Source organism: Virgibacillus sp. W0181, from assembly GCF_051846915.1.
Classification (GTDB): Bacteria; Bacillota; Bacilli; order Bacillales; family Amphibacillaceae; genus JBPYCR01.
On the sequence record NZ_JBPYCR010000025.1, the window covers coordinates 17,229 to 37,839 of the forward strand.

The 20,611-nt window shown below is 37.2% G+C and carries 16 protein-coding genes; all 16 read left to right on the top strand.

Annotation, left to right across the window (positions count from 1 at the left end):
* The first annotated feature begins 157 nt into the window (after positions 1-157).
* Complete coding sequence (locus tag ACLIBG_RS10935; protein WP_439312798.1) at positions 158-1,924, top strand: methyl-accepting chemotaxis protein; 1,767 nt, start codon at positions 158-160, stop codon at positions 1,922-1,924.
* Between the two features lie 492 nt (positions 1,925-2,416).
* A complete protein-coding gene (locus ACLIBG_RS10940) occupies positions 2,417-4,132 on the top strand; it encodes a methyl-accepting chemotaxis protein (protein ID WP_439312799.1) in 1,716 nt (571 codons plus the stop codon).
* Positions 4,133-4,341: 209 nt separating this feature from the next.
* The gene (locus ACLIBG_RS10945) at positions 4,342-5,454 is read left to right on the top strand and encodes a mandelate racemase/muconate lactonizing enzyme family protein (protein WP_439312800.1); all 1,113 of its coding nucleotides are present in this window, start codon (positions 4,342-4,344) and stop codon (positions 5,452-5,454) included.
* 1 nt (position 5,455) lies between these two features.
* Positions 5,456-6,142, top strand: coding sequence for a GNAT family N-acetyltransferase (locus ACLIBG_RS10950; protein WP_439312801.1), 687 nt, complete (start codon positions 5,456-5,458; stop codon positions 6,140-6,142).
* A gap of 334 nt (positions 6,143-6,476) precedes the next feature.
* On the top strand, positions 6,477-7,520 hold the full coding sequence (locus ACLIBG_RS10955; protein ID WP_439312802.1) for an ABC transporter substrate-binding protein: 1,044 nt from the start codon (positions 6,477-6,479) through the stop codon (positions 7,518-7,520).
* Between the two features lie 446 nt (positions 7,521-7,966).
* Complete coding sequence (locus ACLIBG_RS10960; RefSeq protein WP_439312803.1) at positions 7,967-8,944, top strand: ABC transporter permease; 978 nt, start codon at positions 7,967-7,969, stop codon at positions 8,942-8,944.
* Position 8,945: 1 nt separating this feature from the next.
* On the top strand, positions 8,946-9,740 hold the full coding sequence (locus ACLIBG_RS10965) for an ABC transporter ATP-binding protein (RefSeq protein ID WP_439312804.1): 795 nt from the start codon (positions 8,946-8,948) through the stop codon (positions 9,738-9,740).
* Between the two features lie 913 nt (positions 9,741-10,653).
* Positions 10,654-11,628, top strand: coding sequence for a C-terminal binding protein (locus tag ACLIBG_RS10970; protein WP_439312805.1), 975 nt, complete (start codon positions 10,654-10,656; stop codon positions 11,626-11,628).
* A gap of 450 nt (positions 11,629-12,078) precedes the next feature.
* On the top strand, positions 12,079-13,122 hold the full coding sequence (locus tag ACLIBG_RS10975; RefSeq protein ID WP_439312806.1) for a homoserine dehydrogenase: 1,044 nt from the start codon (positions 12,079-12,081) through the stop codon (positions 13,120-13,122).
* Positions 13,123-13,536: 414 nt separating this feature from the next.
* Positions 13,537-14,091 (top strand): OsmC family protein, encoded by a 555-nt coding sequence (locus ACLIBG_RS10980; RefSeq protein ID WP_439312807.1) that lies wholly within the window; start codon positions 13,537-13,539, stop codon positions 14,089-14,091.
* Positions 14,092-14,198: 107 nt separating this feature from the next.
* Entirely contained in the window at positions 14,199-15,293 is a 1,095-nt protein-coding gene (locus ACLIBG_RS10985) for a TRAP transporter substrate-binding protein (RefSeq protein ID WP_439312808.1), read from the top strand.
* Between the two features lie 91 nt (positions 15,294-15,384).
* A complete protein-coding gene (locus ACLIBG_RS10990; RefSeq protein WP_439312809.1) occupies positions 15,385-15,918 on the top strand; it encodes a TRAP transporter small permease in 534 nt (177 codons plus the stop codon).
* 23 nt (positions 15,919-15,941) lie between these two features.
* Positions 15,942-17,228 carry a TRAP transporter large permease gene (locus tag ACLIBG_RS10995; protein WP_439312810.1) on the top strand — a complete coding sequence of 429 codons (1,287 nt, stop codon included), beginning with the start codon at positions 15,942-15,944 and terminating at the stop codon, positions 17,226-17,228.
* Positions 17,229-17,384: 156 nt separating this feature from the next.
* Complete coding sequence (locus tag ACLIBG_RS11000; protein ID WP_439312811.1) at positions 17,385-18,110, top strand: (Fe-S)-binding protein; 726 nt, start codon at positions 17,385-17,387, stop codon at positions 18,108-18,110.
* A 201-nt stretch (positions 18,111-18,311) separates the two neighbouring features.
* Positions 18,312-19,769, top strand: a complete 1,458-nt coding sequence (locus ACLIBG_RS11005) for a LutB/LldF family L-lactate oxidation iron-sulfur protein (RefSeq protein ID WP_439312812.1) — start codon at positions 18,312-18,314, stop codon at positions 19,767-19,769.
* Positions 19,744-20,448 carry a LutC/YkgG family protein gene (locus ACLIBG_RS11010; protein WP_439312813.1) on the top strand — a complete coding sequence of 235 codons (705 nt, stop codon included), beginning with the start codon at positions 19,744-19,746 and terminating at the stop codon, positions 20,446-20,448. The genes ACLIBG_RS11005 and ACLIBG_RS11010 overlap by 26 nt, the downstream gene beginning before the upstream one ends.
* The last annotated feature ends 163 nt before the right edge of the window (positions 20,449-20,611 follow it).

The following is a 20,611-nucleotide window of genomic DNA, read 5'->3' on the forward strand; positions in this document are numbered from 1 at the left end:
AAATTATTAAATCTAAACAATTTCCAGCATACCTTTTTTCTTTATTAAACAAATATGTAAAGTGTAAAAACATTAAACAGAATAACCAAGGATGTCGATAATAGTTATATAAAAAATTTTCACTCGTTTCACGTAAAAAGTTGGAGAAGGTGCAAATATGAAAAAGAATAAGAAAGATTCATTTAAGTTTAAAACTAGTATAAAAATGAAGCTAATAGTAATTTCGTTTTTGTTATTATCGATCCCACTTACAGTTTTGTCGGTATTGAGCTATCAAAAAAGTGCAGAAAGCTTAAATAGATTAGGTGAGACAAATCTGAAAAATAGTGTGGAAATGACAATCCAAATGATCGAATCGTTAAATCGTGAAGTAGAAAATGGGAACATAACGCTTGAAGAAGCACAGAACGAAGTGAAAACAGCTATCCTTGGTGAAAAAGATGCTGAGGGAAAGCGACCTATTAACAAAGATGTTGACCTTGGGGAAAATGGTTATATGTTTGTTTTAAGTGCTAGTGGGGTACAGATTGCTGCTCCTGAAGGTGAAGGCGATGATGTTTGGGATGCGACAGATGTTGATGGGAGAAAATTTATTCAAGAGATGATAGAAGTTGGTGGAACTGGGGGCGGCTTCGTCTACTATGATTGGCCATTACTTGGAAATGAGGATCAACTCGAACCAAAAGTAGCCTATTCAAAAACAGAGCCGAATTGGAATTGGACGGTTAGTTCCGGAACGTATATGATGGATTTTAACAAACCAGCTAGTGAAGTTCTTACTTTAATTCTGCTTGTTTCTAGTGCAGCCTTAATTATAGGTGCCATCATTATTTGGTTATTTGCAAATAAGTTGTCCAAACCAATTAGAGCAGTTACAAAACAATTAAATCATTTAGCGGATAAAGATTTGAAAGTTGCTCCGGTCACGGTAAAAGCAACGGATGAAACTGGTCAATTGGCGAGCGCTCTTAACCATATGCAAAGTGAATTGAAAGGGATTATTGAAAATGTTTCTACCGCTTCTGAAGTCATAACGAGTCAAAGCGAGGAGTTGACACAGTCAACTGATGAGGTGAGATTAGGAACAGAGCAAGTAGCAACAACGATGCAGGAATTGGCATCGGGATCAGAATCACAAGCAAATCTCGCTACGGATATGTCTTCTGCAATGGGATCTTTTCTAATAAAAGTCGATGAAGCAAACGATAACGGTGGTCTGATTCAACGTTCTTCGAAAAGTGTTATGAGCATGACAGAAAAGGGCGAGCAATTAATGGATGAATCAACAATTCAAATGGAAAAGGTGGATGAAATTGTTCATTCATCCGTCCAAAAAGTTCAAGGGTTGGATAAACATTCACAGAAAATATCTGCACTCGTTTCTGTTATTAAAGACATTGCGGAGCAAACAAATCTTCTTGCATTGAACGCCGCTATTGAAGCTGCACGTGCGGGCGAGCACGGGAAAGGTTTTGCAGTGGTGGCAACTGAAGTACGAAAGCTCGCCGAACAATCTGCAGCATCTGTTGTGGATATTACGGATATTGTAAGTCAGATTCAAAGCGAATCAAGTAATGTAGCAAGTTCCTTATTGGAAGGCTACAAAGAGGTTGAACAAGGAACAAAGAAAATGATGATTACAAAGGAAACATTTAATGAAATAAGTGGGGCAGTTACTGATGTAGCTAATAACATAGAAGTTGTGTCCACTAATTTAGCTGAAATTAAAAAAGATAGTCAGCAGGTGAATAACTCGATAGAAGAAATTGCTGCTATTTCAGAGGAGTCGGCGGCAGGAGTGGAACAAACATCAGCATCATCCCAGCAAATTAGCAGTTCAATGGAAGAAATGCTGAAAAGTTCTAATGACTTAGCAAAATTAGCCGAACAATTAAATGAAATCGTACATGAGTTTAAATTATAGATTGTGTATCATCTGCTTTTCTGTTATCAGAAGATATTTTAAAAATGCAAGTTATATTCCAAAGTCCGAAAGAGTCTGGGATAGAAGTATTTTATCTAATAGAAAACCAAACGATTAGGGTTAAAGTATAACCTCCTCTCTGGAAATATACTTCTCTTTCACCCGCAGGACACAAACGCGACAACCGTTCATGATCTGTATTCATAGTATTTTTTTCCGCGGGTGTCTGGTGAACCTTCGACGAGAAGGACGCGCTAGTGCAAATCTTTTCGGTGGGATGAGCACTTATGCGCAGCCCCAAGGCGTCGCGAATTTAGCCTGCCTCAGAGCTAACGTTCTTCCGGGATCTCACCGATGCCTTTTTTCCTGCAGGACAATAGATTCAAATATCGATAATATGCGGATATCTTAATAATTGATTAAAGCAATGTGATTAAGCCTTATAATGTGAATGTGTGAACAAAACAAGTGAGAACAATAATGGAGGTTTGTATGAGTCTATTTACGAAAACACCAAAAGCCTGGACTGAACGAATGGAAATGCCACAAATGACTGATATTCCCGCTGGCGATAGAACGAAACGTCGTTTGTTGTTTTTGGGAATTACCAAAGAAACATTGGATTATGTACGTTCGGCTGCAGAAGTTTTAGCACCTTATAAAAAAGAAATTATTGATCAATTTTATGAAAACATTGTTTCCGTAGATCATTTAAAAGGAATAATAGTAGAGCATTCCACCGTGGAACGCTTGAAAGTAACGATGGAAAAGTATTTTGATCAATTTCTAAAAGCAGAAGTGGATGATGAATATATTAAAACAAGAATCATCATTGGAGAAGTACATAGTAGAATTAATTTGACTGCAGAACATTTTATTTCTGCACACCATTTACTGATTCAATTTATGACATCCATTTTAATGGAAAAGCTGCATAAAAAACGTATGCTTGACTTAGTCCTTGCTGTGCAGAAGCTTGCTGCATTCGATCAGCAGTTAATTGTAGAAGTATATACCGAAGACACATTCAAAAAGTTTCTATTTGGTACATCCGATATGATTAACTATACAACACAGCTAGATACGACTCAAATGTTGATCGAAGGTATGGATGAACAAATGAATGAAACACATAACGTATCTTCAGCTACAGAAGAAATGAGTGCTTCGATTCAAGAAGTTTCTGATCATGCAGTTAAAGTAGCAGAAAGCACAGAAGCGGCTGTTCAATCAGCGGAAGAAAGTAAGCGAGTAATTGACGATACGTTACAGGATATTGAACAAGTAGGTATGGTATATAGCGACGTCGTGAAAAAGGTCGACCATTTGGATGATGAAATTGAAAACACACAGGGAATTATTAATGTTATAAAAGAAATTGCGGATCAGACAAATTTGCTTGCACTAAATGCTAGTATTGAAGCAGCAAGAGCAGGTGAACATGGGCAAGGCTTTGCGGTTGTTGCTGCGGAAGTGCGAAAATTATCAGAGCATACAAAAGAACAAATTGCGCAAATTACAACCAATATGGAGTCCTTACAAAATGTCTCTAGTGAAGTTACTGATCAAATAAAGCAAACAGGCGATTGGGTAAATCAAAGTGTAACGGGTTCGCGCTCTGCCGGAAGTGAATTGCTGAAGATTGTTTCCACCATGCAAAGTATTAATCAGGAAACCAATCAAATTGCTGCAATGAGTGAAGAACAAGCATCGACCGTGCAAGAAATAACGAATAGAAATGCAGTCATTTATGAACTTAGTACTGATTTGCAAAGACAAGCTAAACAAACAGCAAAAGTGATTTTTGATTTAAGCAAGCAAATGGATCAGCACCGTCTATCATTTTTCGATACAAATATTCATTTAGAATCTACCGATATAATCCGTGTAGCGAAAACCGATCACCTTCTCTGGAAATGGAATATTTATAATATGTTTCTCGGTTTGGTCCAAATCCGATCGGAAGAAGTAACCTCACACGAAACGTGCAGACTAGGTAAATGGTATTATGGCAATTTATCAGAGGAGCTTAAAAATACAGAAGCATTTAAACAACTGGAAAAGCCGCATGAAGCAGTTCATTATTACGCTAAACTGGCAGTGAACTGTTATGAAAACGATGATGCACAAGGAGCGAACGATGCGCTTAGAGAATTGGAAAAGGCATCGATTACGGTTATATCTTTATTAAGTGATATGGAAAAATAAATAGTGTACAAATAAAAAACTATAAACATACGCAATGGATAACGTGAACAACTATAAATATAAAAGACTTCTAACAAAATCATTATCACGTATGTCAACAATTTAACTGTCACTATTTGTCTTTAAATCGTTTCATAAACATGCGATAATGACGGTAGACATGTTGGTTGTTTTAAGCTTTAGACAATAATAATGAAAGGGGTCTTTTCGTGAAAATAAAAGAGGTAGAAATTTATTCGATAGAGCTGCCATTGGAGGAACCGTTCGTTATTAGTTATTCAACTAATTACTCCATGGCTTCGGTCATTGTAAAAGTAACGACAGATACGGGTCTAGTCGGGTATGGTGAAGGTTTAGCCGATGAACATGTAACGGGCGAAATAGCAGAAGGAACCTACCACGTTATTAAAACAAAATTAGCTCCGGCGGTTATTGGAGAAAATCCCTTCCATATGGAGCGTATCCATGATTTAATGGATAAAGCAATCTATGGGGCGCCTACTGCCAAAGCTGCCATTGACATTGCTTGCTATGATTTGGCGGGAAAGGCACTTGGAGTACCGGTATATGATTTGTTGGGAGGACGCTATCATGAAGAGTTCCCAATTACTCATGTACTCAGTATTAATACACCGGAAAAAACGGCTGATGAAGCTGCTAATAGAGTAGAACAAGGCTACCGTTCATTTAAAATGAAGGTTGGAACGGATATTTCAGAAGACGTGAAACGTATTAAGGCAGTTAGAGAACGTGTTGGAGAGGATATTGCTATTCGCGTTGATGTCAATCAAGGCTGGCAAACAAGTGCAAATACGTTACAAGCACTTGAAGGACTAAAGGGAATTACGATCGACTGGTTTGAGCAACCGGTTTTAGCAGATGATATTGATGCGATGGTTGAAGTAAAATCGAAATCTGCCTTTCCACTAATGATGGATGAAGGGATGCGCGGCGTTCGGGAAATGCGTGAAATTATCGCAAAGCGTGCAGCAGACAAAGTAAATATTAAATTAATGAAATGTGGCGGTATTTATCCGGCCATGAAGCTAGCACACATGGCAGAAATGGCACAAATTGATTGCCAAGTCGGCTCCATGGTAGAATCGTCGATTGGTTCAGCAGCTGGTTTTCATGTTTCTTTTTCTAAAAAAATAATTACGAGCGTTGAATTAACTGGTCCTTTGAAATTTTCAAAGGATATAGGGAATCTGCATTATGATGTTCCGTTTATTCGCTTGACAGAAAAGCCTGGATTAGGCGTGGATATAGATGAGAACGTACTGCAAGAACTAACAATCGTTTCGGAAAGGATTACAGCATAAAATGAAAGTCCCTTTACAAACAGGAACATTAAGAAATGGACAAGCATATAGAGTGGAAGATTTATCTGTCCATGATATGCCAATTATGATGAAACTGCAGGAAAAAGTAATTGATTCACTTGAAAACAAAGATACATTACAGCCCTTATCTGTTGAAGAATACACGACCATATTTTCCGGGAAAGGTTTTGTCGTTGGTGTTTTTGTGGAAGAAAAGTTAATTGCTCTAAGAGGGATGCTGGAACCGCCAATGGATGAGGAACATTTTGGGTTGGATGCCGGGCTTCCGAAAGAAGAACTTTCAAAAGTAATTTATCAAGAAATTTCATGTGTTGATCCAGCGTTTCGTGGGAGCCGTCTGCAGCAAGTGATGGGTCAGATTGTTATGCAGGAGCTGGACACGGATCGTTTCCATTACGTAAGTGCAACGGTTGCGCCGTTTAATATACCAAGCTTGAAAGATAAGCTAGCTTTAGGCTTGGAAATAGTAGCTTTAAAAGAAAAGTATGAAGGAAAGCTGCGCTATGTTTTCATAAAGGAAATGAAGTTAAACAAACGTTCGTTTGAAGAGAAAATTCTCGCTCCTATGAGAAATATTGAGGAACAACAACACTTGCTTCGTTCCGACTATCGAGGTACCGGAATCAAAGAAATTGACGGAGAATGGTACGTTCAATATGAGAAATGAACCAATTAACGAAGCGAAAATAGGTGCTAATGAAATTATTTGCGTTAAATCATCACTCCAGGATTTTTAAATTGTCTATAAATAAACGCGGAAGAATGTACATTTAAAATGTTTTAATTAATTTAGAAATCTATTGCTCTTTAGCCCCTACCGCAGAATTTGTCTCCCTTAAACTGATTCTGTTGTAATTTTACTACTAGTTTATTCATTTTCGGGTGGACTAGAGGAGGAGATTATTAGTATAATAGATTTACAACTGTTCAAAATAAAGTACACATTTTATATCTAATCAATACAGAAGTAGGACAGTAGAAAAAAACAAGGGGGAGTACAAATGAAAAGATGGTTACAATTAATGGCAATTGCCGTTATCGCTGTTTTGGCTCTGGCTGCTTGTGGCGGCGGAAATGATGAAGCTGAAACAGAGGAAGAAAATACGTCATCTTCAGAAGAGTCAGAAGAGACGGGCGAAACAGAAGAGGCCGAGACTTATACAGTCGGTGCTTCACAAATAGTAGAACATCCGTCATTGGACAGAGCATATGAAGGTTTTCAAGCCGCACTGGAAGAAGCGGGACTCGATGTAGAGTTTGATTTCCAAAGTGCTCAAAACGACCCGAATAATGTGAAGCCGATTTCGGATGGCTTTGTTGCGGATGGGGTGGACTTGATTTTTGCTAACTCTACACCAAGTGCACTTGGTGCTGCTGAGGCGACAAGCGATATTCCGATTGTATTTACATCTGTCACTGACGCTGTCGATGCTGGACTTGTACCTTCAATGGATGAACCGGGCGAAAATATAACCGGTGTACTTGATTTACACCCGGATGCAATTGCCGAGACAATAAAGTTCATTGATTCGTATTATAAAGATGCGACAGTCGGACTCATTTATAACGCAGGCGAGCCAAATTCTGTCACGCAAATTGAAGCGGTTCAAGAAGCTGCAGAAGGAACTAGTTTAACCTTGCAAGAACGCACGGTAGCAAATGGTTCTGAAGTACAGCAAGCGGCAACAACACTCGTAAGTGATGTTGATGTATTCTACATTATTACGGATAATACAGTTGTTGAAGCATTGGATAGTGTCATTTCTGTTGCGAACGACCAAGATATTCCACTCGTTGTCGGGGAGCCTGATTCCGTTGCAAAAGGTGGATTTGCTACATTTGGAATTGACTACTTTACGATTGGCCATCGGACAGGCGAAATGGCTGCTGACATTTTGACAGGTGAAAAAACAACAACAGATATTCCTGTTGAGTACCCACCGGAAATTCAGTTGTTTATTAATAAAGATGCAGCCGAGGAGCAAGGTGTTGAGTGGCAGGATGAATGGGATGAAGAAGCCCAGTTTGTAGACCCCGCTGAATAATAAAATTTATAGTGTTACCAATAGTGAAAGAGCGTAGAAGCAGGCTATGGCCTGCTTCGCTGTTCTTTTGTAAAGAGGTTAGAAAGTATAAAGTTTTGCGCATAGCTGTCTAGCTTCGACGTACAAATTTTTTCGGTGGAGCGAGCATTTACGCGCAGTCCCAGGACGTGGAAGCCTGCCAGGTCCAGCCCCTCGAGGTCTTAAGCAATAACTCTTCTTGTGGCCAAAGCCGCCACTACGATTTCTTGCTTAAGCTATGCCTGAGGCTTAACAGGGCGCTTGCGCTTTTCTTTATCACATTGAAATAGCATAAAATGGTGACGATTATATAGTTTATCGTTACAATAGTTTTAATAGAGAATACAAGAACTTATTTTTCAATAAATAGGCAAACGCAATTTTTTGAGAAAATGCATATATTACTAAAGTGCGGGAAGGAGGCAATTATGCTTTTATCTTTATTCGGCGCAGTTGAATCTGGCGTCATTTATGCAATTATGGCTTTAGGAGTTTATTTGTCCTTCCGCGTGCTGGATTTCCCTGATCTGACAGTAGATGGAAGTTTTGTTACCGGTGGGGCTGTTGCGGCAATTTCGATTATTAATGGAATGCCCCCCGCACTTGCAACATTGATGGGCGCACTTGCCGGATTTATTGCCGGCTGTATTACCGGAATTATTCATACAAAAGGTAAAATAAATGCCTTACTATCAGGAATTCTTATGATGATTGCTTTGTATTCCATAAATTTGCGCATTATGGGGCAACCGACATTATCTTTATTAAATGAGTCGTCCTTTTTTAAGCAATTGGAAGCTGTATGGGCGAATACAGGACTCGATTCGTTTTTGAACGGAATATTGACTACATTGGGTGCAGAGCGGGTTCCGACTACATGGGTCATCGTTATCGTTATGATTATCATTACTCTTATTATTAAGTTCCTGACCGATTTCTTTCTTAAAACGGAAGTTGGTTTAGCGCTTCGGGCAACAGGTGATAATCAGCGAATGATTCGAAGCTTATCCGCGAATACAGACACGCTCATCATCGTTGGGGTAGGTATTTCAAATGCGCTCGTGGCTTTATCTGGTGCATTGATTGCCCAGCACGGCAGTGTTGCAAATGTGAATATGGGAATAGGTATGATTGTTATTGGGCTTGCTTCGGTTATTATTGGAGAAGCTTTATTTGGAAAGAAAACCATTGCAGTTGCAACGATAGCAGTAATCGGTGGCGCGATCATTTACCGAATTGTCGTAACTCTGGCACTACGGGTTGATTTCTTGGAAACCGGAGATATGAAGCTCATTACTGCGGTGCTCGTCATTCTGGCATTAGTAACCCCGAAAGTAATGCAGGCGCACAGGGAGAAAAAGCGCAGACTGAAAAAACGTGCTGAACTGAAAGTAGAGGATGTGTAGTATGCTCAATCTACGAAATATATCAATCACTTTTAATGAAGGTACCCCAGATGAAAAGAAGGCTTTACGGGATGTAAATCTACAGCTAAATAAAGGTGAATTCGTCACAGTAATTGGCGGGAACGGTGCCGGAAAGTCCACGTTAATGAATATCATTTCCGGCTATTTGACTCCGGATGTGGGAGACATTTTAATTAATGATAAACGGGTTGATTATTTACCGGAATATAAACGCTCTTCCTATATTGGACGTGTATTTCAAGACCCAATGGCCGGTACAGCCCCCTCCATGACGATTGAGGAAAATTTGGCGATGGCGTACTCTAGGGATAAAAGAAGAAAGCTAAAATTGGGTGTAACTAAAAAAAGAAAAGAGCTTTTCCAAGATTATTTGCAGACGTTAAATCTTGGACTGGATAGCAGATTAACGGCGAAAGTTGGTTTGCTGTCAGGCGGAGAACGACAAGCTTTATCTCTGTTAATGGCGACCTTTACAGAACCGAATATACTGTTGCTTGATGAGCATACGGCTGCGCTTGATCCTAACCGTGCGCAATTAATTACAAAGATTACTGCAGACGTCGTGAAAAAATACGAATTGACTACGTTGATGGTCACACACAACATGCAGCAAGCACTCGATTTGGGTGATCGCCTAATTATGATGGACGCAGGACAAATTATATTCGACGTACGCGGAGAAGAGAAGCAGGCATTAACGATTGAAGATCTGCTTCATGAGTTCCAGCGCATTCGCGGAACACAGCTAGATAATGATCGTGCTGTATTAGGGTAAATATTACAAATGATAAGGAGCTTAAAACATTGTGTTTTGGCTCTTTTTTTGGCTCTACAATAAATAGTGTTGGTGAAGAAAATTACAGTTTTACGCAAAATAATCGAGCAATGGGGTTTATATATGAACGCAGCGTTGCAACAGCTTGGAACCTATCTAAATGTGACTGAATGTCGTTACCACCCTAAATAAACTGTATAACCTACCTTAACAAATTAGGATACTAGTTTTTTGTTTTAAAGATAAACATATGTGAAATATTCGAAATTAATTTGTATAACGCTAGTGATAAGCATTTAGTTAATAAAATTAAATAGTAACTAATTATTTTAACTGTTTAGTCATAATATTATTAACTTTGTAAAACGATAATTACTTTTTGAGTAGTTTATGTTAACATATTTATACTGAAGAGGAATCGAATTATTGAAAATAGTCTTTACCATTTTTTCATTGGAGGTGAAAATTGTATGTAAGCAATTTACTTATGTTTGAGTAGTGCTTTAGCTGATACGTATGTAATGTATAGGTCTCCTTGGGATATTTTACTCCTTATTTTATAGCAAAATTTACCTTAATTATGTGAAATAGCGGTAACATGTCTAGACAAAAAAATTGCTGCTTTGAAGTGCTGAGCTGAAAAACAATACTGAACTAAACCCATCCTAATTCACTCACAAAATCACCTAGATTAATAACATCCTCGTAATTTAATTATTTAGCATAACATTCCATAATGCTTATTATGCAAGGTAAGAAAATAATCAATTTACCTAATTGCGTAATATGCATTAACAATACCTGAACCATTGCTCGTCATCCATCAGAAGACTGCAAAAGGAAACGATTCTACATAGGAGTATTTTATTTTAAAACATTTAAATTAAATAAATAATAAAGGTGGGCAAAATAAATGAACAAATATAAGGTTGCAGTAATCGATTACGAATTTAAAACATTGAATATCGAAAGAGAGGTTTTGTCACAATTAGATATTGAGCTTGTAAGTGGTAAATGTAAAACAGATGAAGAGATTATTGAGTTGGCCGGTGACGCAGATGGCATTATTAACCAATATGCATTGATAAACGCGCAAGTAATTTCTCAATTGAAAAACTGTAAAATTATCTCTCAATACGGGGTGGGCGTCGATGTAGTTGATTTAGATGCTGCAACGTCACACAACATATACGTTTCGCATGTTCCTGATTATGGGATTGAAGAGGTTTCCAACCATGCAATCGCTTTACTTCTAAGTTGGTCAAGGAAGATTGTTCAGTATAACAATAGTGTAAGAGAAGGAAACTGGAGCTATAGATATGGCGCACCAATTCATCGTTATTCACATCAAACATTAGGGGTTTTAGGGTTTGGCCGTATCCCAAGAAGCTTAGTTAGAAAAATAAAACATTTTGGTTTTAATATCTTAGTACATGATCCATTCGTCGCAGATGACGATATTAGGGAAGCTGGCGCTGAGCCAACCGATTTAAATATTCTTCTACAAGAATCAGATTTTGTGACCGTACATGTTCCATTAAATGAACAAACTAGGTATTTAATAAATAAGGATAACTTAAGTACTATGAAAAAAAATGCGGTAATCATCAATGCGGCACGAGGGCCAATTATCAATGAAGACGATCTAGTTGAGGCCTTGCAAAACAAACAAATAGCTGGTGCGGCACTTGATGTTTTAGAAAATGAACCAGTCGCAAGCAACAACCCATTGCTGAAAATGGAAAATGTTATTATAACTCCTCATAGCGCATTTTATTCCGAAGAATCTATGCAGGAATTCAGAACAAAAGCAGCACAAAGTGTTGTAGATGCATTGAATGGGAAAGCTCCAAAGTATCTTGTGAATAAAGATGTAAATAGTTCATGAAAAGCGTTTTTCTGATTTGAATCAAATAACCGGTTCAAATCAAAAATGACACGATAAAAAACATGCTATAAAAAAATGATGTAAGTTATGATCAACCATTTGATAAAAACAAATCAATAAATTATGCTACACCATGAAAAACGAGGCGGACAAGGATTTAGGCGTAGCAAACCTGATAGAGACAATGATCTCTCATCATTTTAATGAATATTTGAATTAAATTATAGTGTCTTGCTTCAGATGAAAAAACTCAACTTTAAAGAGTTTATTTTTAATATGTAGATGAATTGACTCACGTTAATAATATTAGTTATTTCCATATATTTAATTAATATGTTTTGAATATTAAGTATCAACGGAAATTTTAGTTACTTTTTTTGTTATTTATGTTAATCTATTAACCAATCACTGTTTTGTTTTTTTAAACTACTCGTTATTAGGAGGGAAAAAGTGACTAAAAAAATGAAGTTGGGACTCATAGGGTTTGGTAATGTTGGTCAAGGTCTTGCTTCCATATTGAAAGATAAGAAACAGTTGCTTGAGGATAGTGGCATTGCACCAATAATAGTTGCCATTAGTGACCCTATTAAAGGGAGCATTTATAATCCGGAAGGACTAGACATTGCCTCGTTACTGGAAACGGTGCAAGCGGGGAAATCACTTGAAGACCTAGAAGCTACACATAAAGGCTGGTCCGCAATAGAAACCATTCAAAATGCTGATATCGATGTAATGGTTGAGCTTGCTTATACGGATCTTAAAACCGGCGAGCCAGCATTTACACATATGAAAGAGGCATTAAAGAAAGGGGTGCATGTAGTAACTACAAATAAAGGCCCGATTGCTTTACATTATAAAAAATTAATGGAAGTAAGTAATCAAACGGGTGCTCAATTAAGGGTGGAAGGTACTGTAATGAGCGGTACACCAACACTCATAACGGCAATGGAATCATTGAAAGCATCCAACATTACTAAGATTGAAGGAATATTGAATGGAACAACCAATTATATTTTGACAAGAATGAATGAAGGGTTCGCCTATGATGAGGCTTTGAAAGAAGCTCAAGATTTTGGTTATGCGGAAGCAGATCCGGCTGGTGACGTTGAAGGTCATGATGCAGCTGGGAAGGTGGTTATACTAGCTAATTTAGTTTTGAACCAGAATCTTGAATTAAAAGACGTTGTTATGAAAGGGATTACAAATATAGAGATAAAGGATATGGAAGAAGCTAGAAAAAACAATCAAACGATTAAGCTCTTAGGCCGGTTAGAGGAATCTAGTGATGGTTGGAAAGGTGAAGTTAAGCCAGTCAAAATTGACAAAGAGCATCCTTTGGCATCTGTAAATGGAGCTACAAATGCAATTACTTTCACAACAGAAATACTTGGGGATATAACGGTTATTGGACCAGGAGCAGGTCGATTGGAGACAGGGTATTCTGTCATCGAAGATTTAATAGCAATTCAAAAAAAAGTTAAACAGCTTGGGTAGTGAATTTAATTAATCGTAATACCAATTTATTCAATTAATTTTCCAAATATTTACAATATCATAAAAATAAGTATATACAATAAAAGCAGTGTAGTATGAACTGAATATTGTGGTTGATATGAGAGCAATTGTTGCAAACGCATACATATTCAACTGTAAATCAATCGGTTGAATATGAAGTTGTAATCAGTTGGTATAAAAATATATTCGTGGAGTAAACGGTAGTTGATGAAAACTTGGTGGTAAATGAGGATCACTCCTCTTTTTCGTATAAGTAAAAATTGCAATTTGCAGTAATGACAGGACTCAAGCGTCGTATGGTCAACGTTATTTTTTGGAAAGAATCTTAAGTGAAGTAGTAGATCAAAACAAAATAAGTTAAAAAATATAACAAATACATGGAGGAGTAACATAATGAGTGAACAAATTTTTAATGATATTAATGTACCTGCCCTGAAAGATTATATAGAGGAGATTAAGCAAAGCGCCGATAGTGCAATGATTGACTATAAAGTTAATTTAGAATGGCAGGGAGGAACTAAATCTAAAGTTACTACCAAAGGAATTCAATTAGGCGATCAAACATTAGAAAGGAACTTTTCTTTTATTGTCGATGAGCCAGAACAACTTTTGGGAGAAAATAAGCATCCAACCCCACAAGAATATTTGCTGGGCGGCATGGGGGCATGTATGATGGTTGGTTTTTCAGTTGGTGCTTCCGTAATGGGTATTACGCTTGAAAAACTAGAAATCGACATGGATGCCGGTCTAGATCTGAGAGGGTTTTTGGAGGTGGACCCGAACGCGCCAATTGCATTCAAAGATGTTAAGTATAAAATTCGTGTGAAAGGAGATGGAACAAAAGAGCAATATGAAAAAATTCATCAAACCGTAATTAAAACGTCTCCAAATCGTGCAACTATTGAAAACGCAATCCCCATTGTTCCTGAACTAATTATTGAAGATTAAATAAAATAGCTACTCAATCTTTATAAAGTAAATTAGTCATAGACAAGTCAATGATAAATGGTATATGGTATATAACAAATAATAAAATTATTTTGGGAGGCTTCACTATGAAATTGAAAAAGTTATTTATGTTATTGGTATTAATTATAGTGGCTAGTATTATTACTGCTTGTGGTGGCAGTGGAGAAACAGACAGTACATCCTCTGAAGGAAATACCGAAGAAGAAAATAATAATAGTAGTTCAGAAGAAGCCAGTGGCGCCAGTGAACATGTAATCAAGCTTGGCCATGTAACGCGAGAAGACACGGCTTATGCAATCGGAGTTAAGAAATTTGCTGAATTAGTAGAAGAAAAAACGGATGGAGAAGTAACAGTAGAAATTTATCCTAATGGTGAATTAGGATCAAATCCTGAATTACTAGAACAATTGCAGCAAGGAACAATAGGTGCAATGATTCCTTCTGTAGCGATTTTAAGTGCATTTACAGATAAAACATTAATGCTAGATCTTCCGTATTTGTTTAAAAATAATGAGGTTGCTGAACATATACTTGATGGACCAATTGGAACAGAGATTCTAGAAAGTGTTGAGGATTCTGGAATTATTGGAGTTGGCTGGTTTGACCAAGGTTGGAGACATCTTTTTGCTAATGAAAAGGTTGAAAAACCCGCTGATATGGAAGGGTTGAAATTTAGAATATTGGAGACTCCAGTGCATGTCGACTTCATGAAATCACTTGGTGCATCAGGAACTAATATCGCATTTACAGAGTTATTTACTGCTTTAGAACAAGGGGTTGTTGATGGCGCAGAGAACCCGTATACTAATATTTACTTAAATGGTTATGCTGAAGTGTCACCTTATATCACAGAATCTCAGCATATTTATGACGCATTGCCTATGCTTATCTCTAAAGTTGTATGGGATAAATTAAGTGAGGAACAACAAGAGGAAGTAAGGGAAGCAGCCCAAGAAGCAAGTGATTTTGAAAGAGATTTAGTCATTGAAAAAGATGAGGAAATTAAACAAGAGATTTTAGAAAGTGGCGAAAATGAAATTGTAGAATTGACTGATGAGGAACGTGCGGAATTCGCCGAAATTGTTAGAGATGCTCTTTATGATAAATGGGCACCTGAGATTGGTGATGATCTATTGCAACGTACTTTGGATGCTCAGGAAGAATACTTTAATAATCAGTAAGATTTAAATGTGAAATGATGTGAAGGCGAGTAAAGTTTTTCGCCTTCATTCTCCTTTCACCGCTTTTTTCAAAAGAAGGGTTGTGAAATAAATGGAAATACAGGAAGTGGATCAAAATCAACTTAAGCCTAAACAGCCGCGATTCGCAAATATCGAAATATACGTCATTGTAGTTATCTTCATGTTTATGATGATTGCTTTGTTTGTTCAAGTAGCATCCAGGTTCGTCTTCTCGGATTCTTATGCTTGGATTGAACCTATGGCCAGACTCGGGTTCATTTGGATAACATTTGCTGGTGTTAGTTTGGCTGCGGGGAAAAGCATGCATTTAAGAGTCTCACTTATAAATTCTATCGCCCCTAAAAAAATCGGCCCCTTTTTCTTGTTTGTTGGTGATCTGATTGCAGTAATTTTTGGTTTTTACATGGCTTATCATGTGTATAACAATATGATTTTCTTGATGGGAAACAACACAGTCTATACTGCGGTTCGCTGGCTACCGAAATGGATTATGTATCTTCCAGGCGTTATCGGCTTAATTGGATTTTCATTAAGGCTTATTGAAACGAGTATTTATCCATCTTTAAAGGTGTTCTTTAGAAAAAAAAGATTTAATGATAAATAGCATTTAAGAAGGAGGGAGCAACTTTGACAACCGTTCTAGTAGCTGTCTTATTAGGATCTTTATTTATTAGCATACCAATAGCAGTCGCTCTAGCACTCTCAACAATTGTCGTTTTTTTCATATATTATCAAGAAGTAAATATGATTACTAACTTGGCGCAAGCAATGGTAACCACTGCGGATTCATTTACTTTACTCGCAATACCCTTTTTTATGCTAATCGGTTCTCTGATGGAAAAGAGCGGAATAGCAGAGAGTCTTATAAATTTTGCAGAATCGCTTGTCGGCCGCATAACAGGTGGATTAGGAATGACCACTATTGTTGCAAGTTTATTGTTTGCTGCCATATCGGGCTCTGGAGTTGCAGAGGTTGCAGCAATCGGTGCTATAATGGTGCCGTTAATGGCTAAAAAAGGGTATGACAGAGACTATGCAGGTGCTCTTGTTGCTGCATCCGCAACAATGGGACCAGTGATACCGCCAGGCATTACGTTAATCATTTATGGTGTTACTGTTGGTGTTTCTATTACTGCACTCTTTACTGCAGCGGCAATTCCAGGAGTTATTTTAGGAATGGGTCTAATAGTTTACAATTATTTCACTTCTAAAAAACGCGGATATAAAGGGCTTGGTGGTAAAACAAGTATTAAAGCTATTATGAAAGATGCATATAAAGCAAAGTGGGCTTTATTTTTACCTGTTATTATTCTTGGTGGGATTTATACGGGGGTTTTTACACCAACAGAAGCTGCAGTTGTAGGTTCTGTATACTCATTAGTTGTTGGCGCAGTAGTTTACAAAGCTATTAATTTCAAAGTCTTAAAAGAAGCTTTTGTGGATTCGGCATTGTTATCAGCGATTGTAATGTTCTTGTTAGGTGGAGCTACAGTATTAGGGCGTTTATTCGCACTGGAAAGAATTCCAGAAAGGATTGCTGAATCTGTTTTATCTTTGAGTGATAGCGCGATTTTAATTATGATTATGATTAACGTTATACTACTTATCGCTGGTATGTTTCTAGACCCGACATCAAGTATTATTCTACTTGCCCCACTATTTTTACCAATTGTTGTTGAGTTAGGCTATGATCCAGTGTTTTTTGGGGTAATTATGATTATTAATTTATGTATTGGATTATTGACCCCTCCTGTCGGAATGAATCTATTTGTTGCTCAAAGTATAGCGGATGTTTCGTTTGAACGATTAGTTGTACAAGTTTTTCCAATGATTTTAATTCTAATAATAGTATTAATTATTTTGATAGCCTTTCCACAAATCGTTATGTTTTTACCGAATTTACTAGGCCATTAAATAGTGCTTAATTAAAATAGGTGACCTCTAATTAAATTAAGAAAAGTTATAATTTGACTCGAACTAAGTGAGTCTATAGGGCTTTAAAATACTAATATCTTAATACTTCAGTGTTAGGATATTTTTTATATAAAAAAGGAATCGTAGGTGAAAAGCATGAAGGTTTCATTATTTATTACCTGTCTAGGAGAAGTGTTTTATCCTGATGTTGGCAAAGATGTGGTGGAAATATTGGAAAGGCTTGATTGTGAAGTAGATTTTGTGAAGGATCAGACATGCTGTGGACAGCCTGCATTTAATAGTGGTTATCATAGAAATGCAATAAAAACTGCTAAACATATGATTGAAGTTTTTTCGGATTCATTGTATGTAGTGACACCATCAGGTTCTTGTGCTGCAATGATTAATGAGTATGAGCTATTATTGAAAGATGAAGGGTATAAGTGGCAGGAGGCTGCTCGAAGATTAAAAGCAAAAACATTTGAATTCACACAATTTCTAGTGGATGTTTTGGAAGTGGAAGATGTAGGAGCTACATATGCGGCAACCGCTACTTATCACACATCGTGTCATATGACACGGTTACTTGGAGTAAAAGAAGCGCCATTTAAGCTTTTAAAAAATGTTAAAAAACTTAATTTAATGGAACTTGGGCATGCCTATGATTGTTGTGGTTTTGGAGGCACCTTTGCAGTTAAAATGAGTCCAATTTCAGAACAGATGGTAGATGAAAAGATTCATCACATTGAACAAACAGGTGCTAGTGTTTTGGTTGGAGCAGATAGCGGATGTCTGATGAATATAAAAGGTCGAATTGACCGTCTAGGAAAACCAATTGAAGTTAAACATATTGCTCAGATTTTAAATAAAACAGACGCTTAGTAATTTATCAGGTATTGATATGTATTTTCAAAAGTAAACGAAATAGGAAAGGCTCCGTATAAACAATGTATTTGGAAAATTTCATAACATTCCCATTGAATGGTTTAAAGACAATACGTATTGATGCTCTATCAGGGAATATCCTTGAACTATTAAAAGCGGCTAATATAGAATCTATCGAACAATTATGGGGGTAGTATAATGTCAATGAAAATTGGGCATAAAAAGTTTTTTGAGCGTGTTGAAGAAGGCCTAAATGATTCATTCATGCGGAATGCAACTTCTTCCGCTCAAGATACGTTACGTGCAACAAAGATTAATGCAACGGTGGGAGATAAACATTTTGGCGATTGGGAAGAATGGCGGAATGCTGGGGAAGAAATTCGTCGCCATACTTTAAATAATCTTGATTATTATTTAGAGCAGTTAAGTGAAAAAGTAGCAGAGCACGGTGGTCATGTGTTTTTTGCTGAAACAGCGGAGGAAGCAAATAATTATATACAGGATGTTGTAGCGAATAAAGAAGCAAAAAATATTATTAAAACTAAATCAATGGTTACTGAAGAGATAGGTCTAAATGAAGCTTTAGAAAGTGTTGATTGTAATGTTCTTGAAACGGATTTAGGAGAATATATTCTTCAATTGGATGGGGATCGTCCATCCCATATAACGGGACCGTCTTTACATAAAAATAAGGAACAAATACGAGACACTTATCGAGAGAAAATAGAATATAAAGGATCAGCTAACCCTGAAGAGTTAACAGCATATACGAGAGACATGTTACGAGATCAATTTTTTCAGGCCGATATTGGTATTACAGGTTGTAATTTTGCTATAGCTGAGTCAGGTACCGTAACACTTGTGACAAATGAAGGTAATGCAAATATGGTTACATCACTACCGGAAACACAAATTAGTGTTATGGGTATGGAACGGATTGTTCCGACATGGGAAGACCTAGATGTAATGGTTACATTATTATGTCGTAGCGGAAGTGCTCAGAAGCTTACAACCTATTTGACGGCGATTACACCAGACGGGGAAGAGGAGTCTGTTGATGCACCGAAGGAATTTCACCTCGTAATACTGGATGCAGGGCGCTCAAAAGCCCTTGGTACGGAATTCCAAGATGCTCTACATTGTATTCGCTGTGCGGCATGTGTCAATGTTTGTCCGATATATCGTCATATTGGTGGCCATGCATATGGATCAATTTACCAAGGTCCAATAGGTGCTGTTTTATCTCCCATCCTTGGTGGATATGAGGAATATCAAGAGTTGCCATTTGCATCTAGTTTATGCGGGGCTTGTACGGAGGCATGTCCTGTAAAAATTCCACTGCATGAATTATTAATTAAACATAGGCAACGTATTGTGGAGGGTGAAGGACAGGGTTCTCTGAGTGAAAGGGTTGCCATGCAGGGATTCGGTAAAACAACATCATCCTCTTTATTATACCAAATAGCAACAAAGTCAGCTCCAATAATGACCAAGCCTTGGAAAAAGGGTGATAAAATTGAAAAAGGGCCATTTTTATTAAAAAATTGGACGAAAAGTCGTGATCTACCAGCTCCAAGTAAAGAAAATTTTCGTAAATGGTTTGCTTATCATCAAAAAGGTGGGAATACAAATGAAAAGAGGAACAGTAAAAAATAGGGAGGATTTTCTAAATAACATTGCTAATGGTCTTGGAAGAAATCGTCGATCAACAAAAATAACACGACCTAATAAGGAATTCCAACCACAACTTAAAGTGCTAGATAATTTAACAAAGGACGAGTTAGTCGACGAGTTTAAGTTAGCATGTGAGACCATCCATACAAACGTTCGGACAGCAACAGGGGATTCGTTGTTACCTATTTTATTAGATGAAATAAAAACCCTTGGTAATGGACCAATCGTTACACCAAAAGACCATCGCTTTAAAAGTTATGGAATAGAAGAGCTTTTGGAACGAGAAGATACACATGTGTGGGATCCTTTACTCGGAAAAGAATACATCGATTATGCAAAAGGGTCTAATATCGGCATTACTTTTAGTGATATAACCTTGGCTGAATCCGGTACAGTTGTTTTGTTCAATGATAAGGAAAAAGCACGCTCTATTAGTCTATTACCAACAGCTTATATTGCAATTATTCCAAAGAGTACAATTGTACCAAGACTAACGCAGGCAGCACAACAGATACGTAAAAAGGTTCTTGCTGGAGAGGCAATCCCTTCATGCGTAAATTTCATATCTGGCCCAAGCAATAGTGCAGATATCGAATTTAATCTTGTTGTTGGTGTTCATGGACCTATTAAGGCATCTTATATTATTGTGTTAGATCGATAACATGTTCGTAAAATATTAGACTTTAAATGTAGATACGTTTGTAATTAAGACGTTCTTGGGTGAGGCATAAACCTTCGTCTCATTCGAAAATTTTCAGTGATGCACAAATTAAGCCTAGTTATTGGAATCAAATTCCATAACTCAAACCTATACCGTTTTGAGT